At 72.6% G+C, this 21,341-nt stretch carries 23 protein-coding genes and 1 pseudogene; 12 read left to right on the top strand and 12 right to left on the bottom strand.

Annotated elements, in window-relative coordinates; genetic code table 11:
- Positions 1-105 precede the first annotated feature (105 nt).
- Both ACYVKX_RS02400 and ACYVKX_RS02405 read right to left on the bottom strand, forming a co-directional pair.
- Positions 106-381 carry an integrase core domain-containing protein gene (locus tag ACYVKX_RS02400; RefSeq protein WP_460828941.1) on the bottom strand — a complete coding sequence of 92 codons (276 nt, stop codon included), beginning with the start codon at positions 379-381 and terminating at the stop codon, positions 106-108.
- A 215-nt stretch (positions 382-596) separates the two neighbouring features.
- The gene (locus tag ACYVKX_RS02405) at positions 597-1,301 is read right to left on the bottom strand and encodes a DsbA family protein (RefSeq protein ID WP_460828942.1); all 705 of its coding nucleotides are present in this window, start codon (positions 1,299-1,301) and stop codon (positions 597-599) included.
- Between the two features lie 40 nt (positions 1,302-1,341).
- Here ACYVKX_RS02405 and ACYVKX_RS02410 point away from each other — a divergent pair, with 40 nt between their 5' ends.
- The 5 genes from ACYVKX_RS02410 (at position 1,342) to ccsB (ending at position 6,829) form a co-directional block, all read left to right on the top strand.
- A complete protein-coding gene (locus ACYVKX_RS02410) occupies positions 1,342-1,947 on the top strand; it encodes a TlpA family protein disulfide reductase (RefSeq protein WP_460828943.1) in 606 nt (201 codons plus the stop codon).
- A 41-nt stretch (positions 1,948-1,988) separates the two neighbouring features.
- The gene (locus tag ACYVKX_RS02415; protein ID WP_460828944.1) at positions 1,989-2,711 is read left to right on the top strand and encodes a DUF3152 domain-containing protein; all 723 of its coding nucleotides are present in this window, start codon (positions 1,989-1,991) and stop codon (positions 2,709-2,711) included.
- Positions 2,708-4,273, top strand: a complete 1,566-nt coding sequence (lnt, locus tag ACYVKX_RS02420; protein WP_460828945.1) for an apolipoprotein N-acyltransferase — start codon at positions 2,708-2,710, stop codon at positions 4,271-4,273. The genes ACYVKX_RS02415 and lnt overlap by 4 nt, the downstream gene beginning before the upstream one ends.
- Positions 4,274-4,346: 73 nt before the next feature.
- The gene (gene resB / locus ACYVKX_RS02425; RefSeq protein WP_460828946.1) at positions 4,347-5,840 is read left to right on the top strand and encodes a cytochrome c biogenesis protein ResB; all 1,494 of its coding nucleotides are present in this window, start codon (positions 4,347-4,349) and stop codon (positions 5,838-5,840) included.
- Positions 5,837-6,829 (top strand): c-type cytochrome biogenesis protein CcsB, encoded by a 993-nt coding sequence (gene ccsB, locus ACYVKX_RS02430; RefSeq protein WP_460828947.1) that lies wholly within the window; start codon positions 5,837-5,839, stop codon positions 6,827-6,829. Before resB ends, ccsB begins: the two co-directional genes overlap by 4 nt.
- Positions 6,830-6,920: 91 nt before the next feature.
- On the opposite strand, the gene ACYVKX_RS02435 is transcribed toward ccsB, so the two are convergent.
- The 7 genes from ACYVKX_RS02435 to ACYVKX_RS02465 all read right to left on the bottom strand — a co-directional run bounded on the left by ACYVKX_RS02435 (position 6,921) and on the right by ACYVKX_RS02465 (position 13,020).
- Positions 6,921-8,519: a phytoene desaturase family protein gene (locus tag ACYVKX_RS02435; RefSeq protein ID WP_460828948.1), complete on the bottom strand. Its 1,599-nt coding sequence runs from the start codon at positions 8,517-8,519 to the stop codon at positions 6,921-6,923.
- Entirely contained in the window at positions 8,516-9,745 is a 1,230-nt protein-coding gene (locus ACYVKX_RS02440; RefSeq protein WP_460828950.1) for an aminomethyltransferase family protein, read from the bottom strand. The genes ACYVKX_RS02435 and ACYVKX_RS02440 overlap by 4 nt, the downstream gene beginning before the upstream one ends.
- 70 nt (positions 9,746-9,815) lie before the next feature.
- Positions 9,816-10,163, bottom strand: a complete 348-nt coding sequence (locus tag ACYVKX_RS02445; RefSeq protein ID WP_460828951.1) for a type II toxin-antitoxin system PemK/MazF family toxin — start codon at positions 10,161-10,163, stop codon at positions 9,816-9,818.
- Complete coding sequence (locus ACYVKX_RS02450; RefSeq protein ID WP_460828952.1) at positions 10,150-10,380, bottom strand: ribbon-helix-helix domain-containing protein; 231 nt, start codon at positions 10,378-10,380, stop codon at positions 10,150-10,152. Before ACYVKX_RS02450 ends, ACYVKX_RS02445 begins: the two co-directional genes overlap by 14 nt.
- 50 nt (positions 10,381-10,430) lie before the next feature.
- Positions 10,431-11,186 (bottom strand): amino acid ABC transporter ATP-binding protein, encoded by a 756-nt coding sequence (locus ACYVKX_RS02455; RefSeq protein ID WP_460828953.1) that lies wholly within the window; start codon positions 11,184-11,186, stop codon positions 10,431-10,433.
- Entirely contained in the window at positions 11,183-12,076 is an 894-nt protein-coding gene (locus tag ACYVKX_RS02460; RefSeq protein ID WP_460828954.1) for an amino acid ABC transporter permease, read from the bottom strand. The genes ACYVKX_RS02455 and ACYVKX_RS02460 overlap by 4 nt, the downstream gene beginning before the upstream one ends.
- Positions 12,073-13,020: a transporter substrate-binding domain-containing protein gene (locus ACYVKX_RS02465; protein WP_460828955.1), complete on the bottom strand. Its 948-nt coding sequence runs from the start codon at positions 13,018-13,020 to the stop codon at positions 12,073-12,075. The genes ACYVKX_RS02460 and ACYVKX_RS02465 overlap by 4 nt, the downstream gene beginning before the upstream one ends.
- Positions 13,021-13,137: 117 nt before the next feature.
- On the opposite strand from ACYVKX_RS02465, the gene paaA reads away from it, so the two are divergent.
- From paaA to paaE, 5 genes are read left to right on the top strand one after another with little or no spacing between them, the layout of a single operon-like run.
- Entirely contained in the window at positions 13,138-14,079 is a 942-nt protein-coding gene (gene paaA / locus ACYVKX_RS02470; RefSeq protein ID WP_460828956.1) for a 1,2-phenylacetyl-CoA epoxidase subunit PaaA, read from the top strand.
- Complete coding sequence (gene paaB / locus ACYVKX_RS02475; protein ID WP_460828957.1) at positions 14,076-14,369, top strand: 1,2-phenylacetyl-CoA epoxidase subunit PaaB; 294 nt, start codon at positions 14,076-14,078, stop codon at positions 14,367-14,369. The genes paaA and paaB overlap by 4 nt, the downstream gene beginning before the upstream one ends.
- Entirely contained in the window at positions 14,369-15,295 is a 927-nt protein-coding gene (paaC, locus tag ACYVKX_RS02480) for a 1,2-phenylacetyl-CoA epoxidase subunit PaaC (RefSeq protein WP_460828958.1), read from the top strand. The genes paaB and paaC overlap by 1 nt, the downstream gene beginning before the upstream one ends.
- On the top strand, positions 15,292-15,792 hold the full coding sequence (paaD, locus tag ACYVKX_RS02485; protein ID WP_460828959.1) for a 1,2-phenylacetyl-CoA epoxidase subunit PaaD: 501 nt from the start codon (positions 15,292-15,294) through the stop codon (positions 15,790-15,792). The genes paaC and paaD overlap by 4 nt, the downstream gene beginning before the upstream one ends.
- Positions 15,793-16,842 carry a 1,2-phenylacetyl-CoA epoxidase subunit PaaE gene (gene paaE / locus ACYVKX_RS02490; protein ID WP_460828960.1) on the top strand — a complete coding sequence of 350 codons (1,050 nt, stop codon included), beginning with the start codon at positions 15,793-15,795 and terminating at the stop codon, positions 16,840-16,842.
- Positions 16,843-17,009: 167 nt separating this feature from the next.
- Here paaE and ACYVKX_RS02495 read toward each other — a convergent pair whose 3' ends face one another.
- A complete protein-coding gene (locus ACYVKX_RS02495; RefSeq protein ID WP_460828961.1) occupies positions 17,010-17,630 on the bottom strand; it encodes a TetR/AcrR family transcriptional regulator in 621 nt (206 codons plus the stop codon).
- Positions 17,631-17,690: 60 nt separating this feature from the next.
- Here ACYVKX_RS02495 and ACYVKX_RS02500 point away from each other — a divergent pair, with 60 nt between their 5' ends.
- Together ACYVKX_RS02500 and ACYVKX_RS02505 are read left to right on the top strand one after the other, a co-directional pair.
- Complete coding sequence (locus tag ACYVKX_RS02500) at positions 17,691-17,903, top strand: heavy-metal-associated domain-containing protein (RefSeq protein ID WP_460828962.1); 213 nt, start codon at positions 17,691-17,693, stop codon at positions 17,901-17,903.
- A 10-nt stretch (positions 17,904-17,913) separates the two neighbouring features.
- Positions 17,914-20,043 (top strand): heavy metal translocating P-type ATPase, encoded by a 2,130-nt coding sequence (locus tag ACYVKX_RS02505; protein WP_460828963.1) that lies wholly within the window; start codon positions 17,914-17,916, stop codon positions 20,041-20,043.
- Between the two features lie 60 nt (positions 20,044-20,103).
- Here ACYVKX_RS02505 and ACYVKX_RS02510 read toward each other — a convergent pair.
- Together ACYVKX_RS02510 and ACYVKX_RS02515 are read right to left on the bottom strand one after the other, a co-directional pair.
- Positions 20,104-20,340, bottom strand: a pseudogene (locus ACYVKX_RS02510) (MFS transporter); the annotation flags it as partial.
- Between the two features lie 128 nt (positions 20,341-20,468).
- Positions 20,469-21,200: an alpha/beta fold hydrolase gene (locus tag ACYVKX_RS02515; protein WP_460828964.1), complete on the bottom strand. Its 732-nt coding sequence runs from the start codon at positions 21,198-21,200 to the stop codon at positions 20,469-20,471.
- Positions 21,201-21,341 lie beyond the last annotated feature (141 nt).

Below are 21,341 nucleotides of genomic sequence, written 5' to 3' on the forward strand. Positions count from 1 at the left end.
GGTCCGGGATGTCCTGAACCACAACACTGCCCCCGCTACTGTGTGATGTCTCAGGACATCCCGGAGGGCCGAACCCGATAGTCGTGGGTTCGGCCCTCCGTTGTTTCAGGGGGTGGGGCCGGGCGGGAGCCAGGTGATCTTGCCGGCCTTGTCGACCTTGTCGTAGCGGACTCGGTCGTGGGTGTCGTGGTCGTGGTCGCCGGTGCTCGGGGTCGCCTTGGGTCGGGTGGTGTAGATCGTGGCCGGGGTTGCCCGGTGGGGTAGGGACCGGTGGGGCCGGTGGTCGTTGTACTCCTCGGCGAAGGCGTCGAGGAGTCCTCGTCGTACTTCCGATAGTTCCTCGCCGTCAGCGCCGCAGCCAGCGACCTGATCCTGAAACAAGCCACGAACCAACGCCCCAAGGCTAGAGATTCCGCCAGTAGGTGATCGCCCGCTGCGCACCGCGATGGACGCACGAGCCACCCCGGTGGCTGCGTTGCGGTCGCGCGACGATGGATCCACAGGGCCTTCGCGACCGCGTCGCCATCGCACGCCCCTCGCGCCCCTCGCGACGGCCGACCCAACACGTACTCAGTTGCAAGCTGAGGGTCAGGCGATCACTTGCCGAGCGCCTTGTCGAGGGTGTCGTAGAAGTCCTGGACGGTCTTGGGCTCGAACAGCTTGCCGTCGATGTAGAACGTCGGCGTCCCCTGCACGCCGAGCTCGGTGCCGTCGTCGACGTCCTTCTGGACGCGCTGCTCCACCGCGGGGTCCGCGTAGTCGGCGTCGAACTGCGCCATGTCCAGGCCGATCTCCTCGGCGTAGCCGCGGAACACGTCGTCCTGGGGCACCTTCTTCTCGGCCCACGACTTCTGGTTCTCATACATCAGCTGGTACATCTCGACGAACTTGTCCTGCCGGGCCGCCGCCTCGACCGCGCGGGCGGCGCGCATGGAGTTGAAGTGGCTGGGCAGCGGGAAGTACCGGGCGATGAAGGTGACCTCGCCCTCGTACTGCTGCCGGAGCTGCTCGACGAGCGGGTAGAACGCGCCGCAGGCCTCGCACTCGAAGTCGAGGAACTCGACGAACGTGACGTCGCTGCTTCCCTCCGTGCCGACGATCCGGCTGTCCTCGCGGATCAGGGCCGTGTCCTGGCCGGTCGAGCCGGTGGAGTCGTCGACCGCGGCCACGGGGGACTTGCCGGCGTCGCGGTTCGCGAGGACCAGCACCACCGCGATCGCGATCGCGACCACCGCGGCCAGGCCGATCGTCACCTTCGTCCGGGTCTGCACGCCGTCCTCCTCGCCGTGCTGCGGGAGCACGTTGCCGATTGCTACTAATCAAGATAGTAGATTGTCGGGTGTGGAGTACATCGGGAAGCGGCTGCTGCTCGCCGCGGCGGGCATCGTCACCGTGGTCGCGCTCGGCGCGTGCAGCGGAGGAGGCGACGGCTCGTCGATCACGACCGCGGCCGACGGCGGGGCGATCCAGCAGTTCCCGGTCGCGGAGCGGCCGGCCGTGGAGGACTTCGAGGGCCGGCTGCTCGGCGGCGGGACCGCCACGGCGGCGGACCTCGACGGCGTCGTCACCGTGGTCAACCTCTGGGGGTCCTGGTGCGGCCCGTGCCGGGTGGAGGCGCCGGCGCTGCGCGAGGTGGCCGGCCAGTACGCCGACCGCGGCGTGCAGTTCCTCGGCCTGAACATCCGCGACAACGACGCGGCCGCCCGGGCGTTCGAGGAGCGCTACCGGATCCCCTACGACAGCATCGCCTCCGAGGACTCGCCCCGAGTCGCGCTCGCGTTCGCCGGCAAGATCATGACGGCGGCGGTGCCGATGACCGTCGTCGTCGACACCGAGCGCCGCATCGCGGCCCGCGTGGTCGGCCGCGCCACCGCCGCGACCCTGCGCGGCCTGATCGACGACGTGCTCGCCGAGACGGCTTCGAGTACTCCCTCCGGCCGCCCGTGAGCGAGCGCGGGCGGCACCGGGGCCGGCGCAGTCGTCGGACCGTGATCGTCCCCGCGGTGCTCTCGGTCGCCACGGTCGTCGTGCTGGGCCGGCCGCTCCTCGACGGCGGTGACGGGTCGTCGCGCGAGTCGGCCGTGGCCGAGAGCCCCGTCGCCGAGCCGGACCGCCCCGTCGCCGGGACCCGGCCGGCCCTGGGCGCGGGCGCGGCACCACCGACCGAGCGCCCCGAGCGACGCCCGGAGCGGCAGCCGGTGGTGGTGCCCCAGGACGGCCCGGGGACCTTCACGGTCGTGCCGGCCGCCGTACGCCGCGCAACGCCGGACCACGCCTACTCCGTCGAGATCGAGAGCGGCCTCGACCTCGCCCCGGGCCGCACCGCGGGCCTGGTCGACGCGATCCTCGCCGACGGGCGCGGGTGGTCGAGCCAGGGGCACTCCTTCGCCCGGGTCGACCAGGACCCCGAGCTGCGCATCCTGGTCGCCACGCCGGCGACGACCGACGAGCTGTGCGCGCCGCTGCAGACGCGGGGCCGGGTCTCGTGCCGCAACGGCGCGCTCGTGGTGCTCAACGCGATCCGCTGGACCGAGGGCATCCCCGACTACCGCGGCGACCTCCTCGGCTACCGCCGCTACCTCGTCAACCACGAGGTCGGCCACGCGCTCGGCCGGTCCCACGTCTCCTGCCCGGGCGCCGGCCAGCCGGCGCCGGTGATGATGCAGCAGAGCTACGGGCTTGCCGGGTGCCGCAAGAATGCCTGGCCATGAGCACCGAGACGGCGCTCGCGCCCCGACTGCTGCTCGCCCTGGCTGGCGGGCTCGCGACCGCGGCCGCGTTCCCGCCGCTGGACCTGCCCGTGCTCGCCGTGGGCGGGGTGGCGGCGTTCGCGCTGGCCACCCGCGACCTGACGGTACGGCGCGGCGCGCTGGTCGGTCTTGTCTACGGGCTCGGCTTCCAGGCCCTGCTGCTGTGGTGGCTGTGGGCGTCGATCGCGCCGGGGGCGTGGGCCGCCCTCTCCGTCGTGCAGGCGCTCTGGCTCGCGCTGCTCGGCGCGCTCGCGTCGCCGGTGCGGCGGTTGCCGGGCGGGATCGCCTGGCTCGCCGTGCTGTGGGTCGCGGTCGAGACGCTGCGCTCGACCTGGCCGCTCGGGGGGATGCCGTGGGGCCGGCTGGGCTTCTCGGCCGTCGACACGCCCTGGCAGTCGTGGCTCGCCTGGGGCGGCGTCACCGGCGCGGGGCTCGTCGTCGCCCTGCTCGGCGTGGCCGTGGCGGAGGCCGTCGCGCGGCGCCGGACCGCCGGGGTCGCTGCCGGGGTCGCTGCCGGGGCTCTGGCGCTCGCCGTCCTCCCCGCCGCGGTCGGCGGCGTCGGTGACGACGAGCCGTCGGCGACCACGGCCCGGCTGATGATCGTGCAGGGCGGCGTACCCGGTGCGGGCAACGACCTCGTCGCGCACCACCGCCAGGTCACGGCCAACCACCTGGCTGAGACCGAGCGCCTCGTCGCCGGGCTCGAGGCCGCGGACCAGCCGCCGCCCGACCTGGTGCTGTGGCCGGAGAACGCCACCGCCGTCGACGCGACCGAGGACGAGACCGCGCGGGCGCAGCTCCAGGCGGCCGCCGCCGCGGCCGGGGCGCCCCTGCTGGCGGGCTCGATCAGCGACGGCCCCACGGACCGGCAGGCGCGCAACCAGGGCATCCTCTGGTCGGCCGAGGGGGTGCCCGGGGCGCGCTACACCAAGCGCCACCTGGTGCCGTTCGGCGAGTACGTGCCGTTCCGTGCGCTGGCGACCCGGATCTCCAGCCGGGTCGCGGAGATCGAGCGCGACATGGTGCCCGGCGAGATCGGGGACCCGCTCGAGGTCGGACGGCTCTCGATCGCCGACGCCCTGTGCTTCGACGTCGCCTACGACGACGTCATCGGCCCCCAGGTACGGCGCGGCGCCACGCTCGTCACCGTGCAGACGAGCAACGCGATGTTCCTGGGCACCGACCAGCCGGCGCAGCAGTGGGAGATCAGCCGGGCCCGCGCGGTGGAGACCGGGCGCTCGGTGGTGGTCGCCTCGATCAACGGCATCTCGGGCGCGATCGCGCCCGACGGCCGGGTCGCGACCCGCCTGCCCGACCGGGTGACGACCGGCGCCGTGGTCGAGGTCCCGCTCGAGACGGCGCTGACGCCGGCCACCCGGCTCGGCCCCTGGCCGGCGCGTGCGGCGGTCGCGCTGGGGCTGCTCCTCGCCCTCGCGGCCGTGGTCCGAGGGGCCCGCGCGCGGGCCGCCCGGGCGCCATCTACTATTTCCGCTAGTAGTCGAGGCGAGGTGGATGGTGAGTGACTCCGCGGCACCGCGAGTGCGGCTGACCCGTCTCGTCGGGCCACCGCGGTGGGCGTGGCGCACGCTGACGTCGATGCGCACGGCCGTCATCCTGCTGTGCCTGCTGGCGCTCACGGCGATCCCCGGCTCGGTGCTGCCGCAGCGCGGCGTCGCCAGCGACCCGTTCGCGGTCGTGCAGTTCATGGAGGAGAACCCCGGCATCTCGCCGTGGCTCGACCGGCTCAGCCTCTTCAACGTGTACTCCGCGCCGTGGTTCGCGGCGATCTACATCCTGCTGCTCGTCTCGATGACCGGCTGTGTGCTGCCGCGCTGCCTGCGGCTCTGGCGCAACGTGCGGGCCCAGCCCCCGGCGACGCCGACCAACCTCGGCCGGCTCGACGGCCACCGCGGCGTCGTCGTACCCGGCGAGGCCGCCGCGCCCGCGCTGGCCGGCGCCGCCGGGCTGCTCCGGAGCCGCCGGTTCCGGGTCGTCGCGACCGACACCGAGGTCCGCGCCGAGAAGGGCTATCTGCGCGAGCTCGGCAACCTCGGCTTCCACCTGTCCCTCCTGCTGCTCCTCCTGGGCGTGGCCTACGGCAAGCTGGTCGGCTTCGAGGGCCGTGTGGTCGTGGTCGAGGGCTCGACCTTCACCAACTCCCGGGAGCAGTACGACGCGTTCAGCCCGGCCGCGCTGACCGACGTCTCGGCCCTCACGCCGTTCAGCGTCCGCCTCGACGACTTCACCGTCGAGTACGAGACCAGCGGGCTCCAGCGGGGCAACCCGACCGCCTTCGACGCCAAGGTGACCGTCACCGAGGGGGCCAGCGGCGGGCAGGAGCGGACCACCACGGCGAGCCCCAACAACCCGATCAACGTCGACGGGACGAAGCTCTTCGTCACCGGCAACGGCTACGCCCCGGTCGTGTCGGTCCGCGACGCGACCGGGGAGGTCGTGACCTCGGGGCCCGTCGTGTTCCTCCCCGACGACCTCAACTACGCCTCGACCGGCGTGATCAAGGCTCCCGACGCGAAGCCGGAGGGGCTGGCCTTCGAGGGCCGGTTCCTCCCGACGTCGACCCTCGGGCAGGACGGCCCGATCTCGGCGTACCCCGACCTGGTCAACCCCGAGCTCGTCCTCACCGCCTACCGCGGCGACCTCGGCCTGGACCGGCCCCAGTCCGTCTTCAGCCTCGACATGTCGGGTCTCAAGCAGCTGTCCGGCAAGCGTCCGCTCATCCTCGCGCCGGGCGACACGGTCGAGCTGCCCGACGGCCGCGGCTCGATCACCTTCGACCGCGTCGCCCGGTTCGTGAACTTCCAGGTCGCCTACGACCCGGGCAAGGAGATCTCGCTCGCCGCCGCGATCCTCCTGCTCCTCGGGCTCACCATGTCCCTCACGATCCCGCGCCGGCGCTGGTGGATCCGGGCGACCCCGCGCGAGGATGGGCTCGTGCAGATCGAGGTCGGCGGGCTCAGCCTGACCCGCCGCGAGCTGCCGGGCCGCGACCGGGAGCAGCTCGACGCCTGGCTCGCGAGCACCGCCGACCAACCCGCACTCCAGCCGACCGCAGCCCGGGAGGGCAGATGACACCGCAGGAACTGGCCCAGCTCAGCAACACCGCCGTCGCCGCGACGATCGTGGTGTTCTCGCTCGCGATCATCGTCTACGCGGTCTGCGCCGCCATCCGGCGCACCCAGGTACGCCGGGCCGCGACCCACCCCGCCGAGCAACTCGCCGGCCACCCCGCCGCGCCGGTCGCCGTCCCGGCGGGCGTCGGCACCGGCGACGCCTGGCCGCCGGCGCCGCTGGCCGGGGCGGCCGCTCCGCCGCCGGCCGACCGGCGGTTCCTGGACCGCCTCGCCGACGTCCTCGTCGGCCTCGGCACGCTCCTGCTCGGGTCCGCGCTGCTCCTGCGCGGCCTGTCCGCCGGGCGCCCGCCCTGGGGCACGATGTACGAGTTCACGCTGGCGGCGACCTTCGCCGCGTCGGTCGTCCTGTGCTTCTGCCTCCGCAGCGAGCTCGTCCGGGCGCTCGCCGCGTGGGTCGTCGCGATCATCGTGCTCGCCCTCGGCCTGGCCGTCGCGGTGCTCTACAGCCCGGCCGGCAACCTGGTCCCGGTGCTCGACTCGTACTGGCTGGTCATCCACGTCTCCTCGGCCATCCTCGGGGGCGGCATCTTCACCCTGGGCTTCGTGGTCTCGGTGGCCTACCTGGTGCGCTCGCGCCAGGAGCTCCGGCGCCCCGAACTGGCCGCGACCGCGACGTCGGCCGCGCGCCTGGACCGGCTGGCGTACACGCTCTACCTCGTGGCGTTCCCGATCTGGACGTTCGCGGTGATCGCGGGCGCGATCTGGGCCGAGAACGCGTGGGGCCGGTACTGGGGATGGGACCCGAAGGAGACCTGGGCCTTCATCACCTGGGTCTTCTACGCGGCGTACCTGCACGCCCAGGCGACCCCGCGCTGGCGCGGCACCCGGGCGTCGGTCGTGGCCCTGCTGGGCTACGCCGCGTTCCTCTTCAACTTCTTCGGCGTCAACCTCTGGATCAGCGGCCTCCACTCGTACGCCGGCGTCTGACCGGAGTGGCCGTCGCACCTGAGGTGAATGTCCCGGGATCAGCGATTCCACAGCAGCTCCGTCAGGTGCGTGGGCCATCCGCAGGCAGCGGCTACCGCCTGAGGTCGCGCAGCACCCGCTGGCTGGCCAGCTTGCCGGGAGAGCCGATGACGCAGCCGCCGGGGTGGGTGCCGGAGCCGCACTGGTAGTAGCCGTCGATCGGAGTGGCGTACTGGCTCCAGCCGGGGGCCGGGCGGAAGAAGTACATCTGCGGGGCGAGGAACTCGCCGGCGAAGATGTTGCCCTCGGTCAGGCCGGTGCGGGTCTCGATGTCGACCGGCGTGACGACCTCGCGGTGCAGCACCAGGTCTCCGAAGCCGGGGAAGTGCGACTCGAGCACGGCCTGCGCCTTGTCGCCGAAGGCCTGGCGCTCGGTCTCCCAGTCGCTGCCGCGCAGCTCGTACGGCGCGTACTGCACGAAGCACGACATGACGTGCTTGCCCGGGGGCGCCATGTCGGGGTCGATGACCGACTGGATCGCGCCGTCGATGAACGGCTGCTCGGAGTACCAGCCGTACTTGGCGGCGTCGAAGGCCCTCTCGACGTACTCGATGGTCGGGCCGATGTTGAGGAAGCCGCCGAAGTGGTCGACCGTGTCGGGCAGCGCGGGGAAGACCGGCAGCGCGTCGAGGGCGAAGTTCACCTTCGCCGAGACGCCGCGGAACCGCATCCGGCGGACGTTGTCGACCAGGTCGAGCGGCAGCTCGCGGGGCTCCACCAGCTCGAGGAAGGTACGCCGGGGGTCGAGCGCCGACACCACGACCGGAGCCCGGAACTCCGTGCCGTCCTCCAGCCCGACGCCGACGGCGCGGCCGCCCTCGGTCAGCACGGACGTGACCGGCGCGGCCAGGCGGATCTCGGCGCCGTACGCCTGCGCCGCGCGGGCGAGGACCTGGGTGAAGCCGCCGTTGCCACCCTTGTGGAACGCCCATGAGCCGAGGTGGCCGTCGTGCTCGCCCATCTTGTGGAAGAGGAGGACCAGGCCGGAGCCCGGCGACATCGGCCCCACCTGGGAGCCGATGATCGAGGAGGAGGCGTGGTAGCCCTTGATCGCCTCGTGCTCGAAGTAGTCGTCGAGCCAGTCCCTGGCGCTGCCGGTGAGCAGCCGCACGAGGTCGTGCATGGTCTTGCGGTCGATGCCGCCGAGGTGGTCCATCAGCCACTTGACGTCGACCTCGTCCTCGGGGTCGGTGCCCCAGAGGTCCGGCGGCGGGTTGTCGAACAGCGGCCGGATCGCCTGGCAGACGCGGTCCAGGTCGCGGTGGTAGCGCTCGTAGGCGTCCGCGTCGCGCGGCGAGTGCCGACGTACCTCCTGGAGGTTCTGGGCATGGTCGTCGCCGAAGAGCAGGTAGTCGCCGTCGCCGGTCGGGTGGAACGACGACGGCATCATCAGCGGCAGGAAGCCGTGCTCGACCAGGTTCAGCTCGTGGATGATCTCGGGCCGCAGCAGGCTGAGCGCGTAGGAGAACGTCGTGAAGTTGAAGCCGGGCAGCAGCTCCTCGGTGATCGCGGCGCCGCCCACGAGGTCGTTCTTCTCCAGCACCAGCGTGCGCAGGCCCGCCTTGGCGAGGTACGCCGCATGGGTCAGTCCGTTGTGGCCTCCGCCGACGACGATCGCGTCGTACTCATGCCTGGATCCTGGGGCGCTCATCCGCGCTTCCTCTCTTCCTTCTTCCGGGGAGGGTCGAAGAACGGCATCGGGGTCGTGGCGACCCGCACCGTGGTGTTGTGGTGGTTGACGGCCAGCTCGAGCCGCAGCCCGGTGCCGGGCACGGCGAGGTCGGGGCGGACCCGGGCGATGCCGATGTGCCGCTGGAGCACGGGGGAGTAGACGAAGCTCGTGCAGTAGCCGACCTCGGCGCGGTCGTCGTCAACCCCTGGTGAGTGATAGAGCATCGACTCGTACGGCCAGGGGTGCTCGGACTTCGGCGGGAACAGGTCGGCCTCGCGGTAGAGCCGCAGCCAGTCGTCGGCGTCGACGACGATGCCGGTGGTCGCCCAGCGCGAGGTGCCGTCGACCAGCTCGTGGCGGATCGCGTCGGAGCCGACGAACCTCCGCGAGCCGTCGCGGACGCCGCGCAGCATCCAGCCGAAGCCGAGCTCCTTGGGCGTCACGCAGTCGGCGTCGCTGAACGTCAGCCGCGCGTCGTGCCACTCGACGTCGACCAGCGGCAGGCCGGCCTCGATGCGCAGCGTCATCAGCGCCTCCTCGCCGAACGGCCGGATGCTGTGCGGCCGCCCGGCCTCGAGCACCGCGTCGAGCACGGCGAGGGCGTCGTCGGCCGCGACGGTGATCTCGAAGCCGAGGTCGCCGGTGTAGCCGGTGCGCGAGAGCGTGACGCCGGCGCCCGCGACCTTCGCCGGCGCGTGGTCGAAGTAGCCCAGCGACTCGGCCTCCGGCATCAGCCCGGCGAGCACCGTCCGCGAGCGCGGGCCCTGGACGGCGAGCATCGCGTAGCCCTCGGTGACGTCCTCGAGCTCGACCCGCATCCCGGCCCCGAGCTCCTGGAACCACGACAGCGCCGGGCGGCCGGCGGTCAGCAGGAACTCGTCGGCCGCGTGCCGGAACACCACGCCGTCGTGCATGACGTAGCCGCGGTCGTCGCACCAGGCGGTGTAGTGGGCCTGGCCGGGACGGCAGGCCCGGATGTCGCGCACCAGTGCACCGGCGAGCAGCCGCTCGGCGTCCGGGCCGGTGACGGCGTACTTGTAGAGCGGCGAGGTGTCGAAGACGCCGACGCCGTTGCGGACCGCGAAGTACTCGTGCTTGGGCGCATGGCTGTAGCGCAGCGGGGACAGGGTGCCCTGCCAGTGGGTGTAGAGGTGCTGGCTGTTGAGCTCGCTGAGCCGCGCGTGGAACGGCGTCGTCCTGATCATGGGGATCCTTCCGGAAGGCCGTGAGCCAGCATATTCAGGGTTGCGGCGGGTTCGGGCCGAGATCTGGAAGTCAGAGCTGCAGGTGCAGCCGCAGGGCGTCATCGAGCTCGAGCATCAGTCGAGCCGGGACTCGACCGATCGCGGGACCGACACGCTCGACGGCGACCGAGCGGACCTGCTCTGCCTGCGCCTTCGAATCCGCGCGCAGCTGGGTCTCATCGGCGGGGAGGAGCACCTGGAACGGGAAGACGCGGGCCACGTTGCTGGTGACCGGCACAACGGTGACGACGCCGCGTCCGAGCCGGTGTGCAGTGCTGTTGGCCCGGTCGTTGCCGACGAGTACGGCGGGTCGGCGCTTGTCGGCCTCACTGCCACGGGTTGGCTCCAGGTCGACGAGGCGGATCTCACCGCGCCGCATCGGCCAGCCCGTCGGCGGTCACCGCCGCCCAGGCGGCCTCCTCGCCGGTCGTCTCCCACTCGTCCCACGCCTCGGCGTAGGCGGCTTCGAGCTCGGGGTCGCGCAGGCGTCGAATGGCCTGTTGGACCGCGGCGGACCGCGACTCCAGGCCGGCCTGCTCGACGTAGCGGTCCAGTGCGGCGAGATCCTCCTCGCTCAGGCTCACGCTCAGCTTCATGGAGCCGATGCTACCCATGCGCACCTACCGATACTACCCAGGTAGCACCATCAGAGCACCGCGTCGAGGAAAGTCTTCGTCTCCGGGCGCGTCGGGGCCGCAACAATCTCCGCCGGAGGCCCCTCTTCGAGGATGCGGCCCTCGTGGAAGAAGCACATCCGGTCGGCGACCTCGCGGGCGAACCCCATCTCGTGGGTGACCACCATCATCGTCATGTGCAGCTCGGTGGCCAGCGAGGTCATCACCGCCAGCACCTCGCCGGTGAGCTCTGGGTCGAGGGAGGACGTGGGCTCGTCGAAGAGCATGACGTCGGGCTCCATCGCGAGCGCACGGGCGATCGCGACCCGCTGCTGCTGGCCGCCGGAGAGCCGGATCGGGTGCTCGCCGGCCTTGTCCGCCAGCCCGACCCGGTCGAGCAGGTCCATCGCCCGCCTCTCGACCTCGGCCTGCCTGCCCTCGCCCGCGCACATCGGCCCGCACATCACGTTGTCGAGCGCGGTCATGTTCGGGAACAGGTTGAACTGCTGGAAGACCATGCCGGTCTTGAGCCGCAGCTGCCGGATCTGCCTGCGCTTGCGCCGGGTCCGATGCCCGCCCTCGAGGCGTACGCCGGACACCTCGATCGACCCCGACGTCGGGTCCTCGATCATGTTGACGCAGCGCAGCAGCGTGGACTTGCCGGACCCGGACCGGCCGAAGATCACCACGACCTCGCCCCTGCGGATCTCCAGGTCCACTCCCCGCACGACCTCGAGGTGGCCGAAGCTCTTGTGCAGGCCCGCGATGCGGACGACCGGCTCGCTCATCCGCCACCTCCCGTCGAGTGGTGCTGCGGCTTGAGCACCGGCGTCCGCACGTAGCCGCGGGCCACCCGGTTCTCGAGGCGGCGCTGGAAGAACGAGAAGATCGCGGTGAGGCCCCAGTAGAGCAGCGCGCACGCGAGATAGGCCTCGAGGTTCTTGAAGTCCGCCTTGCCGAGCAGCTGGCCCCGGCGGAAGATCTCGGCGCTCGCGACGGTCACGCCGAGGAACGAGACCAGCGCGGTGTCCTTCATCATCGCGATGAACTCGTTGCCGGTCGGCGGGATGATCACCCGGAACGCCTGCGGCAGGATCACCTTGCGCATCTTCTGGCCGTGCGTCATGCCGAGCGCGTCCGCCGCCTCGGACTGGCCGACGGCCACCGCCTGGATGCCGGCGCGGAAGATCTCGGTCATGTAGGCGCCGTAGTTGAGGCCGAGCGCCAGGGTGCCGGCCACGGCCGCGTCCATGATCAGCGCGGACTCGAAGCCGTCGGGCAGCCAGGCGTACCTGTCGACGAGGTTGCCGCCCACCGGCGGCAGCGCCAGGTAGAGCAGGAACATCTGGACGATCAGCGGCGTGCCCCGGAAGAACGAGGTGTAGAAGCCGGAGACGCCGTAGGCGATCGGGTTCGACGACAGCCGGGCCAGCGCGCCGAGGGTCGCCAGCACGATCGCGATCGCGATGCCGCCGACCGCCATGATCAGTGTGTAGCGCAGGCCGCCGGAGATGTAGCCGATGTTGTCGCGGATCCACTGCCGGTCGAAGCCCGCGGCCAGCACGAACAGGCCGAGCAGCACGAAGATGACGGCCCAGACGGCCGCCACCTTCAGGCGGAACGGCACCCGCGCACTGGCGAGCGCGAGCCGTTCCAGGGGCGACTCGGGAGAGGTCACTGCCGGACCGTCAGGTCGACCCCGTCGTACCACTTCTCGGAGAGCGACGTCAGGGTGCCGTCGTCGTGCATCTCGCCGACGATCCCGTCGACCGCCTCGACCAGGCTGGCCGGGTCGAGCTTGGAGGACTTGTCGATGGCCACCGCGAGCGGCTCGTAGAACACCGGGTCGCCGACGATCTTGACCGGGTTGCCGGCGTCCGCGTAGCCCTGGGCGGTGGTCAGCGAGGTGATCACGGCGTCCAGGCGGGTGCCGTCGCCGAGGGCGAGGTCCTGCAGCGCGGTGGTGTCGGTGTCGTAGCCGGAGACCTCGGCGTCGTCGATGACGAAGTCGAAGGAGAACCCGTCGATCGCCAGGCTCTTGGTGAGGTACTGGTCGTAGGTGCAGCCCGAGCAGACCCCGATCTTCGCGCCGTCGAGGTCGGTGCTGACGTCGGAGACGCTGGTGTTGTCGGAGTTCACCACCACCACCGCCGGCGTGTAGTAGTAGGGCTGGGTGAAGTTCAGGACCTGCTGCCGGTCGTTGGTCGGCGTCATCGAGCCGACGCTCATCTGCCAGCGGTTGTTCCAGCTGCCGGCGGTGATGACGTCCCAGGACGGCGTCTCCCAGGCGATGTCGACGCCGAGCCGGTTCGCGATCTCGGTGGCGACGTCGATGTCGAAGCCGACGTACTCGTTGGTCTTGGGGTCGAGCGAGGACTGCGGCGGGTAGGCCGGGTCGGTCGACACCGTGATCGTGCCGCGCTCGCAGATGTCCGCGAGCAGGTCGCCGGAGGCGTCGGTGGTCGCGCAGACGCCCTCCCCAGTCGCAGTGGGCCCGGTCGTGGGCTCGTTCGCGGAGGGGTCGGCACCGCCTCCGCCGTCGTCCCCGCAGCCCGCGAGGAGCAGGGCGAGTACGGCGGTGACGGCGGCCAGGGCCTTCGGGCCTCGAGCGAGCTGCAGCATGGGCGTGCCTCCTCCGGGGACGGACGCAATTGCGTCGTTGGGGCAATATGGCAGAGATTCGCCCGCGAGAGGGGGTTAAGCTATTACTGACCGCTCGGTCTGTAATTGGAGGGAACGATGACCGCCACCCCGCTGTCGGAGGCCGACCTGCTCGCCGAGTTCGAGCGGATCGTCGGGGCGCACGACCGGGTCGAGCCGCGCGACTGGATGCCGGAGAAGTACCGCGCGACGCTGGTCCGCCAGATCGCGCAGCACGCGCACTCCGAGATCATCGGCATGCAGCCCGAGGGCAACTGGATCACGCGCGCGCCGTCGCTGCGCAGGAAGGCGATCCTGCTGGCCAAGGTGCAGGACGAGGCCGGGCACGGGCTCTACCTGTACTCGGCGTGCGAGACCCTCGGCGTCTCCCGGGGCGAGCTGACCGAGAGGCTGATCGGCGGGCAGCAGAAGTACTCCTCGATCTTCAACTACCCGACGCTGTCGTACGCCGACGTCGGGACCATCGGCTGGCTGGTCGACGGCGCGGCGATCTGCAACCAGGTGCCGCTGTGCCGCACGTCGTACGGCCCCTACGGGCGGGCGATGATCCGGATCTGCAAGGAGGAGTCATTCCATCAGCGGCAGGGCTACGAGCTGCTGATGACGATGATGCGCGGCACCGAGGAGCAGCGCGCGATGGTGCAGGAGTCGGTGGACCGGTTCTGGTGGCCGGCGCTGATGATGTTCGGCCCGCCGGACGCCGACTCGCCCAACACCGCGCAGTCGATGGCGTGGGGGATCAAGCGCGACACCAACGACGACCTGCGGCAGAAGTTCGTCGACATGACCGTGCCGCAGGCGGCGGCGCTGGGCGTCACGCTGCCCGACCCCGACCTGGTCTGGAACGAGGAGCGCGGCCACCACGACTTCGGGCAGCCCGACTGGGAGGAGTTCCTGACGGTCGTCAGGGGCGGCGGGCCGTGCAACGCGCAGCGGATCGCGCACCGGCGCCGGGCGCACGAGGACGGCGCGTGGGTGCGTGCGGCGGCGGTCGCCTTCGCGGCGCGGGAGGGATCGTGAGTGAGATCCGGGCCGAGTGGCCGCTCTACGAGGTGTTCGTGCGCGGCCGCCGCGGCCTGAACCACGTGCACGTCGGGTCCCTGCACGCGGCCGACGACCGGATGGCGCTGCTCCACGCGCGCGACGTGTACACCCGGCGCAACGAGGGCGTGAGCATCTGGGTGGTGCGCTCGGCCGACGTGGTGGCGTCGAGCCCGGACGAGAAGGACCCGCTGTTCGCGCCGGCCGGCGACAAGGTCTACCGGCACCCCACGTTCTACGCCATCCCCGACGACGTCCCGCACATGTGATGCACGACCACGACGCGGACCACCGGTCCGTCTACGACGGTCTCGCCGGCGGCGACGAGTCGCAGTGGGCCTTCGGGACGGCCCCCTCGGAGCTGCCGGGCGAGGACCCCTTGGCCGGCGTCGACACCACGATCCCGTCCGGGATGGATGCCGCCGCCCTGGCGCGCTACTGCCTGATGCTCGGCGACGACGCGCTCATCCACTCCCACCGGCTCTCGGAGTGGACCAGCAACGCGCCCGACCTCGAGGACGACATCGCGCTGGCCAACATCGCGCTCGACCTGCTCGGCCAGGCCCGGCTGCTGCTCGCCCGTGCGGCGGCGGCCGACCCGTCCGTCGTTCCCCCGCTGCCGGAGGGCTCGCCGGTGCCGCCCGAGGACGCGCTCGCGTTCTTCCGCGACGAGTCGGAGTTCCGCAACGTCCGCCTCGTCGAGGCGCCGAACGGCGACTTCGCGGTCACGATCGCCCGGCTGCTGCTCGCGTCGACGTACCGCCTCGCGCTGCTCCAACGGCTGGTAGGGAGCCGTGATCCGGTGCTCGCCGCGATCGCGGCCAAGGGGGTCAAGGAGGTCGCCTACCACCGCGACTACGCCGGCCGCTGGTTCCTCACCCTCGCGCGCGGGACGGAGGAGTCGCGGCGCCGGCTGGTCGCCGGGCTCGACCTGGTCTGGCCGTGGTACGGCGAGCTGTTCTGCACCCATCCCGACGAGCGGGCCGTCGGCGTCGACCCCGCGACCGTGGCCGACGAGGTCGCGGCCGTGCTGGAGCAGGTCTTCTCGGTCAGCGGCGTCGAGCGGCCCGAGGTCGCGCCGGCCGGGCCGGTCGCCGGGGGCGTCGGCCGCGACGGCCGGCACACCGAGGCGATGGGCCTGCTGCTGGCGCAGATGCAGTCCGTGGCCCGCGCCCACCCCCTGGGGCAGTGGTGAGCACGGTGACCAGCCAGGCGTACGCCGTGGCGGCGGCCGTCAGCGACCCCGAGCTGCCGATGCTGACCCTCGCCGACCTCGGCGTGCTGCGCTCGGTCGACGAGGCCGGCGGCCGCGTGACGGTGACCATCACGCCGACGTACTCCGGCTGCCCGGCGACGGCGACCATGCGCGACGACCTCGTGCACGCGCTGACCGACCGGGGCTACGGCGACGTCGAGGTCCGGGTCAGCCTCAGCCCGGCCTGGACGACCGACTGGATCACCGGTCGCGGCCGCGCGGCGCTCGCCGAGCACGGCATCTCCGCGCCCGGCCCGGCGCCTCGGCGCGACGGCCCGGTCGCGCTGACGCTGACGCCGACTCGGCGCGCGATCGCCTGCCCGCGCTGCGGATCGGCCGCGACCGAGCTGGTCTCGGAGTTCGGCGCCACCGCGTGCAGGGCGATGTACCGCTGCACCGACTGCCTCGAGCCGTTCGACCACGTCAAGGAGATCTGAGTGCGGTTCCACGAGCTCACGGTCGCCGAGGTCGAGCGTCTCACCGACGACTCGGCGGCGATCACGTTCGCGGTGCCGGACGACCTGCGCGAGGAGTTCGCGTTCGCGGCCGGCCAGTCGCTGACGCTGCGCAAGGTGGTCGACGGCGTCGACCACCGGCGGTCGTACTCGATCTGCGCGCCGGTCGGGGCGCGGCCGCGCGTCGGCGTACGCGAGATCCCGGGCGGGATGTTCTCCTCCTGGCTGGTGCGCGGGGTGCGCCCCGGCGACGTGGTGGAGGTGCAGACGCCGGCCGGCAGCTTCCGCGCCGACCCCGCGCAGGGCGGCCGGCACCTGTGCATCGCCGCCGGCTCCGGCATCACGCCGATGCTCTCGATCGCCTCGACCGTCCTCGCCCACCCGGCCGCGACGGTCGCCCTGCTGTACGGGAACCGGACGACGGGCTCGGTCATGTTCGCAGAGGAGCTCGCCGACCTGAAGGATCGGTACGCCGCCCGCCTCGACCTCGTCCACGTCCTCTCGCGCGAGCCACGCGACGTCGAGCTCTTCTCCGGCCGGCTCGACGCGGACCGGCTGCGCCGGCTGCTCACCGTGCTGGTGCCGATCGACGGCGTCGACCACGTCTGGCTGTGCGGGCCGTTCGGCCTGATCGCCGACGCGCGCGAGGTGCTGGCCGACCTCGGTGTGCCGACGGGCCGCGTGCACGCCGAGCTGTTCTACGTCGACGAGCCGCCGCCGGCGCCGGTGCGCGCCGACGCCGAGCTCAGTGGCGACACCAGCGAGGTCACGGTCACCCTCGACGGGCGTACGACGACGTCCGCGATGTCGCGCGGCCGGTCGATCCTCGACGGCGCCGCCGCCACTCGCCACGACCTGCCGTTCGCCTGCAAGGGCGGCGTGTGCGGCACCTGTCGCGCCCTCCTCCGCGAGGGCGAGGTGGACCTGCGGCGCAACTACGCCCTCGGCGACGACGAGGTCGAGCGCGGCTTCGTGCTCACCTGCCAGACCCTGCCCGTGAGCGAGCGGGTCTCGGTGGACTTCGACGCGTGAGCCGGTTGCTGCGGGGGGGTCATGCGGGTTGGTCGTTGGGGGCAGTGGCTGGGCTGTCCCGACTGCCGTGTCGGCGCAATTGCGCTGTTGTGGCAGTGGTTGCCCCGGCCTGGCTGTCATCTTGGCGCAATTGCGCTGCGACGACGGTGCCCGCCGCGCTCCGGACGTCAGCGCCGCGCCGTCAGCCCCTCGAAGGCCAGGGCGGTGATCGAGGCGGCGAGCTCGTCGGCGGAGACCGGGCCGTCGGGGTGGTACCACTCGACCACCGAGTTGACCATGCCGAACAGCAGCCGGCTGGTCAGCTCGGGCGGTACGTCGTCGCGGACCGCGCCCTCGGCGGCGGCCGCCCGCACCAGCGACGCGAGCTTGTCGTCGAGGGCCCGGCGGCGCTCGAGGGCGGCCAGCTCGACCGGGGAGTTGCCGCGGACCCGCAGCAGCAGGGTGACCGCCGGCAGGTGGTCGACCAGGATCCGGACCGACTGCTCGACCGCCGTCCTCAGCCGGTCGGCGGCGCTGGTCCCCGGCTCGGCCTCGACCGCGGCGTCGATCGCGTCGGTGAGCCCGTCGAGAGCCTCGTCGAGGGCAGCCGCGAGCAGCTGCTCGCGGCTGTCGACGTGGTGGTAGATCGCGGACTTGGTGAGGCCGAGCTCCCGCGCCAGGTCGCTCATGCTGGTGCCGTCGTACCCCTGCCGGTTGAACAGGTCGATGGCCCGGCGCAGCACCGTCGCCTGGTCGTAGCCGGGCCGGCCGCGGCGCGGTCCGGGGGGCTCCGGCGAGGGTTCGAGCATGCCCGGATTGTTCCACGGAGTACGCCTTGCGCTTATACCCTAGGGGGGTATGGTAGAGCCATGACTTCCGACCACACCTCGACCCACACCGTCTCCGGCATGACCTGCGCCCACTGCGTCGCCTCGGTCACCGAGGAGGTCCAGGAGATCCCCGGCGTCACCGAGGTCCGGGTGGACCTCGAGAGCGGCGCCCTGTCCGTGACGAGCGAGCGCCCGCTGACCGAGGACGAGGTCCGTGCGGCCGTCGTCGAGGCGGGCTACGAGCTGTCATGAGCACGCCGTCATGAGCAGGGAGGCCGAGCTCGAGCTGACCGGGATGACCTGCGCGTCCTGCGCGAACCGGATCGAGCGCCGGCTCAACAAGGTCCCCGGCGTCACCGCCTCGGTCAACTACGCGACCGAGAAGGCGTGGGTGACCTTCGACGAGACGGTCAGCACCGACGACCTGATCGCCACCGTCGAGTCCGTGGGGTACGGCGCCCGGCTGCCCGCCGCCGAGGTGCCGGACGCCCCCGGGGAGGATCCCGAGCTCCGCGATCTCCGGCAGCGGCTGCTGGTCTCCGCCGCCCTGTCGGTCCCCGTCGTGGTGCTGGCGATGGTGTCCGCGTGGCAGTTCGACTACTGGCAGTGGCTGTCGCTGACGCTGGCCGCGCCGGTGGTCGTGTGGGGCGCCTGGCCGTTCCACCGGGCGGCCTGGGCCAACCTGCGCCACGGCGCCGCCACCATGGACACGCTCGTCTCGATGGGCGTGCTCGCGGCGTTCGGCTGGTCGCTCTACGCGCTCTTCCTCGGGGGCGCCGGCGAGCCCGGCATGACCCATCCGTTCGAGCTCACCGTCGAGCGGATGGCCGGCACGTCGAGCATCTACCTCGAGGTGGCGGCCGGCGTCACGACGTTCATCCTGGCCGGCCGCTTCTTCGAGCTCCGGTCGCGCAAGCAGGCCGGTGCCGCGCTGCGCGCGCTGCTCGACCTCGGGGCCAAGGAGGTCGCGGTGCTCCGCGACGGCGCCGAGGTGCGCGTGCCGGTGGCGCAGCTCGCGGTCGGCGACCGGTTCGTGGTCCGGCCGGGGGAGAAGGTCGCCACCGACGGCGTCGTGGAGGACGGTGTCTCCGCGGTCGACGCCTCGATGGTCACCGGCGAGTCCGTCCCGGTCGAGGTCGGCCCGGGCGACCAGGTCGTCGGCGCGACCGTGAACGCCGGCGGCCGGCTGGTCGTCCGCGCGACCCGGGTCGGCGCCGACACCCAGCTCGCCCAGATGGCCAGGCTGGTCGAGGAGGCCCAGCGCGGCAAGGCGCCGGCGCAGCGGCTGGCCGACCGGATCTCGGGCGTCTTCGTGCCGATCGTGATCGCCCTCGCCGTCGGCACGCTCGCGTACTGGCTCGGCACCGGCGCCGACGCCACCATGGCGTTCACCGCCGCCGTGTCCGTGCTGATCATCGCCTGCCCGTGCGCGCTCGGGCTCGCGACGCCGACCGCGCTCATGGTCGGCACCGGCCGCGGCGCCCAGCTCGGCATCCTGATCCGCGGTCCGGAGGTGCTCGAGCAGACCCGCCGGGTCGACACGGTCGTGCTCGACAAGACCGGCACCGTCACCACCGGGACGATGACGCTCCTCGAGGTGGTCGCCGCCGCCGGCGAGGACGCCGACGAGGTGCTCCGCCTGGCCGGCGCGCTCGAGGACGCCTCCGAGCACCCGATCGCCCGCGCCGTCGCCGACGCGGCCCGGTCCGCCGGACCGCTGCCGGCGGTCACCGGCTTCGCGAGCACCGCCGGCGTCGGCGTCGAGGGCACGGTCGAGGGCCGCGCGGTGCGGGTGGGGCGGTCCGACGCCGGCGTCGAGGTCGCCTGGGACGGTACGCCGCGCGGCTGGCTGCGCGTCGCCGACGCGGTCAAGTCGACCTCGGCCGAGGCGATCGCCGAGCTGCGCGCGCTCGGGCTGCACCCGGTCCTGCTGACCGGCGACCACGAGGACACCGCCCGCGCCGTCGCCGCCGAGGTCGGCATCGACGACGTGGTCGCCGGCGTGCTGCCCGCCGGCAAGGTCGACGAGGTGCGCCGTCTCCAGGCCGAGGGCCGGGTCGTCGCGATGGTCGGCGACGGCGTCAACGACGCGGCCGCCCTCGCCCAGGCCGACCTCGGCCTGGCGGTGGGCACCGGCACCGACGTCGCGATCGAGGCCAGCGACCTGACCCTGGTCCGCGGCGACCTGCGGGTCGCGGGCGACGCGATCCGGCTCTCGCGCCGGACGCTGGCGACCATCAAGGGCAACCTGTTCTGGGCGTTCGGCTACAACGTCGCCGCGCTGCCCCTCGCGGCCGCCGGCCTGCTCAACCCGATGATCGCCGGCGCCGCGATGGCGTTCTCGTCGGTCTTCGTGGTCGGCAACAGCCTGCGGCTGCGCACGTTTCGCTGACCTCAGACCGCAGCAGGCACCTCGACCGGCGCCGAGGAGGAAGCACGCCCGGAAGGCGCCCAGGCTCGGCAGCTCGAGGCCGCCGAAGGGCGCGGTGCTGCCGGTGAGCACGGTGCCCATGATCGCGGCGGCGACCGTGGTGCCGACCGGGCGCATCAGCGAGTTCAGGCCGACCACCGACGCCGCCTCGCGGACCGGGACTGAGTCCAGGATGAGGGTCGGCATGGCGGCGTACCCGATGCCGACGCCGGCGCTGGCGACGCAGGAGGCGACCAGCAGCTGCCACGGGGCGTCCATGAGGAGGAACGCGGTCAGGCCGCCGAGGCAGAGCACGACGACGGCGAGCAGGGCGGTGGGGCAGGGTGGAGCGGGCACCGGCCGCGACGACAGGTAGTTGCCGTCGACAACTATCCCCGAGACCTGGGTCAGGCTGTGGTCTCGCCCACACCGGACGTGCCGTCGCGGGCGACCCGGCCCAGGATCTCGGCCAGCTCCACCGGCCTCGACCACATCGGCCAGTGCGAGGTCGGCAGGTCGAGGTAGGCGAGGTCGGTCAGCTCGGCGAGCCCGGCCAGCCACGGCGCGCCGTCGGCGGCGGCCTGCCGGTACTCCGAGGAGGGGAACGCCGTGCAGACCACCAGCGAGGGTACGGCGGTGCGCGCGGCGTCGTTGCGCAGCTCCGGGGCGTCGCGCAGCGCGCTCGCGGGCTCCGGGACCGCCCGCTCGCGGAACTCGGCGAGCCGCTCCTCGCCGATGCCGTCGAGGTTCTCGCCGAGCTCCTCCCAGGTGGGTGCCAGCGGGAGCAGGTCGCCCGCGAAGTCGGGGTCGATCGGGCCCGTGCCGGGCGCGGTGTCGACGTAGACCATCGCGGCGATCCGGTCGGGCACGCGGTCGCTGGCGGCGTACCCGGGCTGGCTGGCGCCGCTGTGCACAGCGAGCACGACCGGGCGGTCGTGGGCCTCGACCGCGGCGACGATCGCGTCGGCCTGGTCGCGCAGCGTCACCGACGCGCGGTCGGGGTGGTCGGGCTCGAGGCCGGGCAGGGTGAGCGCGGTGACGTCGTGGCCGTCGGCGCGGAGGGCGTCGGCGACGGCGTCCCACGCCCACGCGCCCAGCCAGAAGCCGGGGACGAGGATCAGCGGGGAGGAGTCGGTCATGGCGACACGCTACGGATGCCCGCCGACAGCCACCCGGCTGGTAGCATGACGACGCACCGGCGGCCACGCCCGTCGGTGGGTGTGACACACCAGGACCCGCCGTCTGACCGGTGGTCCGATCGAATCGCTCGCGGGTGGCCG

The sequence above is a fragment of the Nocardioides hungaricus genome, assembly GCF_054782915.1.

Bases quoted from the DNA above. Each gene is read 5' to 3' on its own strand.
- ACYVKX_RS02435 (WP_460828948.1), bottom strand. From the start codon at position 8,519: ATGAGCGCCCCAGGATCCAGGCATGAGTACGACGCGATCGTCGTCGGC.
- ACYVKX_RS02450 (WP_460828952.1), bottom strand. From the start codon at position 10,380: ATGAAGCTGAGCGTGAGCCTGAGCGAGGAGGATCTCGCCGCACTGGAC.
- lnt (WP_460828945.1), top strand. From the start codon at position 2,708: ATGAGCACCGAGACGGCGCTCGCGCCCCGACTGCTGCTCGCCCTGGCT.
- resB (WP_460828946.1), top strand. From the start codon at position 4,347: ATGCGCACGGCCGTCATCCTGCTGTGCCTGCTGGCGCTCACGGCGATC.
- ACYVKX_RS02465 (WP_460828955.1), bottom strand. From the start codon at position 13,020: ATGCTGCAGCTCGCTCGAGGCCCGAAGGCCCTGGCCGCCGTCACCGCC.
- ACYVKX_RS02455 (WP_460828953.1), bottom strand. From the start codon at position 11,186: ATGAGCGAGCCGGTCGTCCGCATCGCGGGCCTGCACAAGAGCTTCGGC.
- paaC (WP_460828958.1), top strand. From the start codon at position 14,369: ATGCACGACCACGACGCGGACCACCGGTCCGTCTACGACGGTCTCGCC.
- paaA (WP_460828956.1), top strand. From the start codon at position 13,138: ATGACCGCCACCCCGCTGTCGGAGGCCGACCTGCTCGCCGAGTTCGAG.
- ACYVKX_RS02505 (WP_460828963.1), top strand. From the start codon at position 17,914: ATGAGCAGGGAGGCCGAGCTCGAGCTGACCGGGATGACCTGCGCGTCC.
- ACYVKX_RS02445 (WP_460828951.1), bottom strand. From the start codon at position 10,163: ATGCGGCGCGGTGAGATCCGCCTCGTCGACCTGGAGCCAACCCGTGGC.
- ACYVKX_RS02495 (WP_460828961.1), bottom strand. From the start codon at position 17,630: ATGCTCGAACCCTCGCCGGAGCCCCCCGGACCGCGCCGCGGCCGGCCC.
- ccsB (WP_460828947.1), top strand. From the start codon at position 5,837: ATGACACCGCAGGAACTGGCCCAGCTCAGCAACACCGCCGTCGCCGCG.
- ACYVKX_RS02440 (WP_460828950.1), bottom strand. From the start codon at position 9,745: ATGATCAGGACGACGCCGTTCCACGCGCGGCTCAGCGAGCTCAACAGC.
- ACYVKX_RS02500 (WP_460828962.1), top strand. From the start codon at position 17,691: ATGACTTCCGACCACACCTCGACCCACACCGTCTCCGGCATGACCTGC.
- ACYVKX_RS02515 (WP_460828964.1), bottom strand. From the start codon at position 21,200: ATGACCGACTCCTCCCCGCTGATCCTCGTCCCCGGCTTCTGGCTGGGC.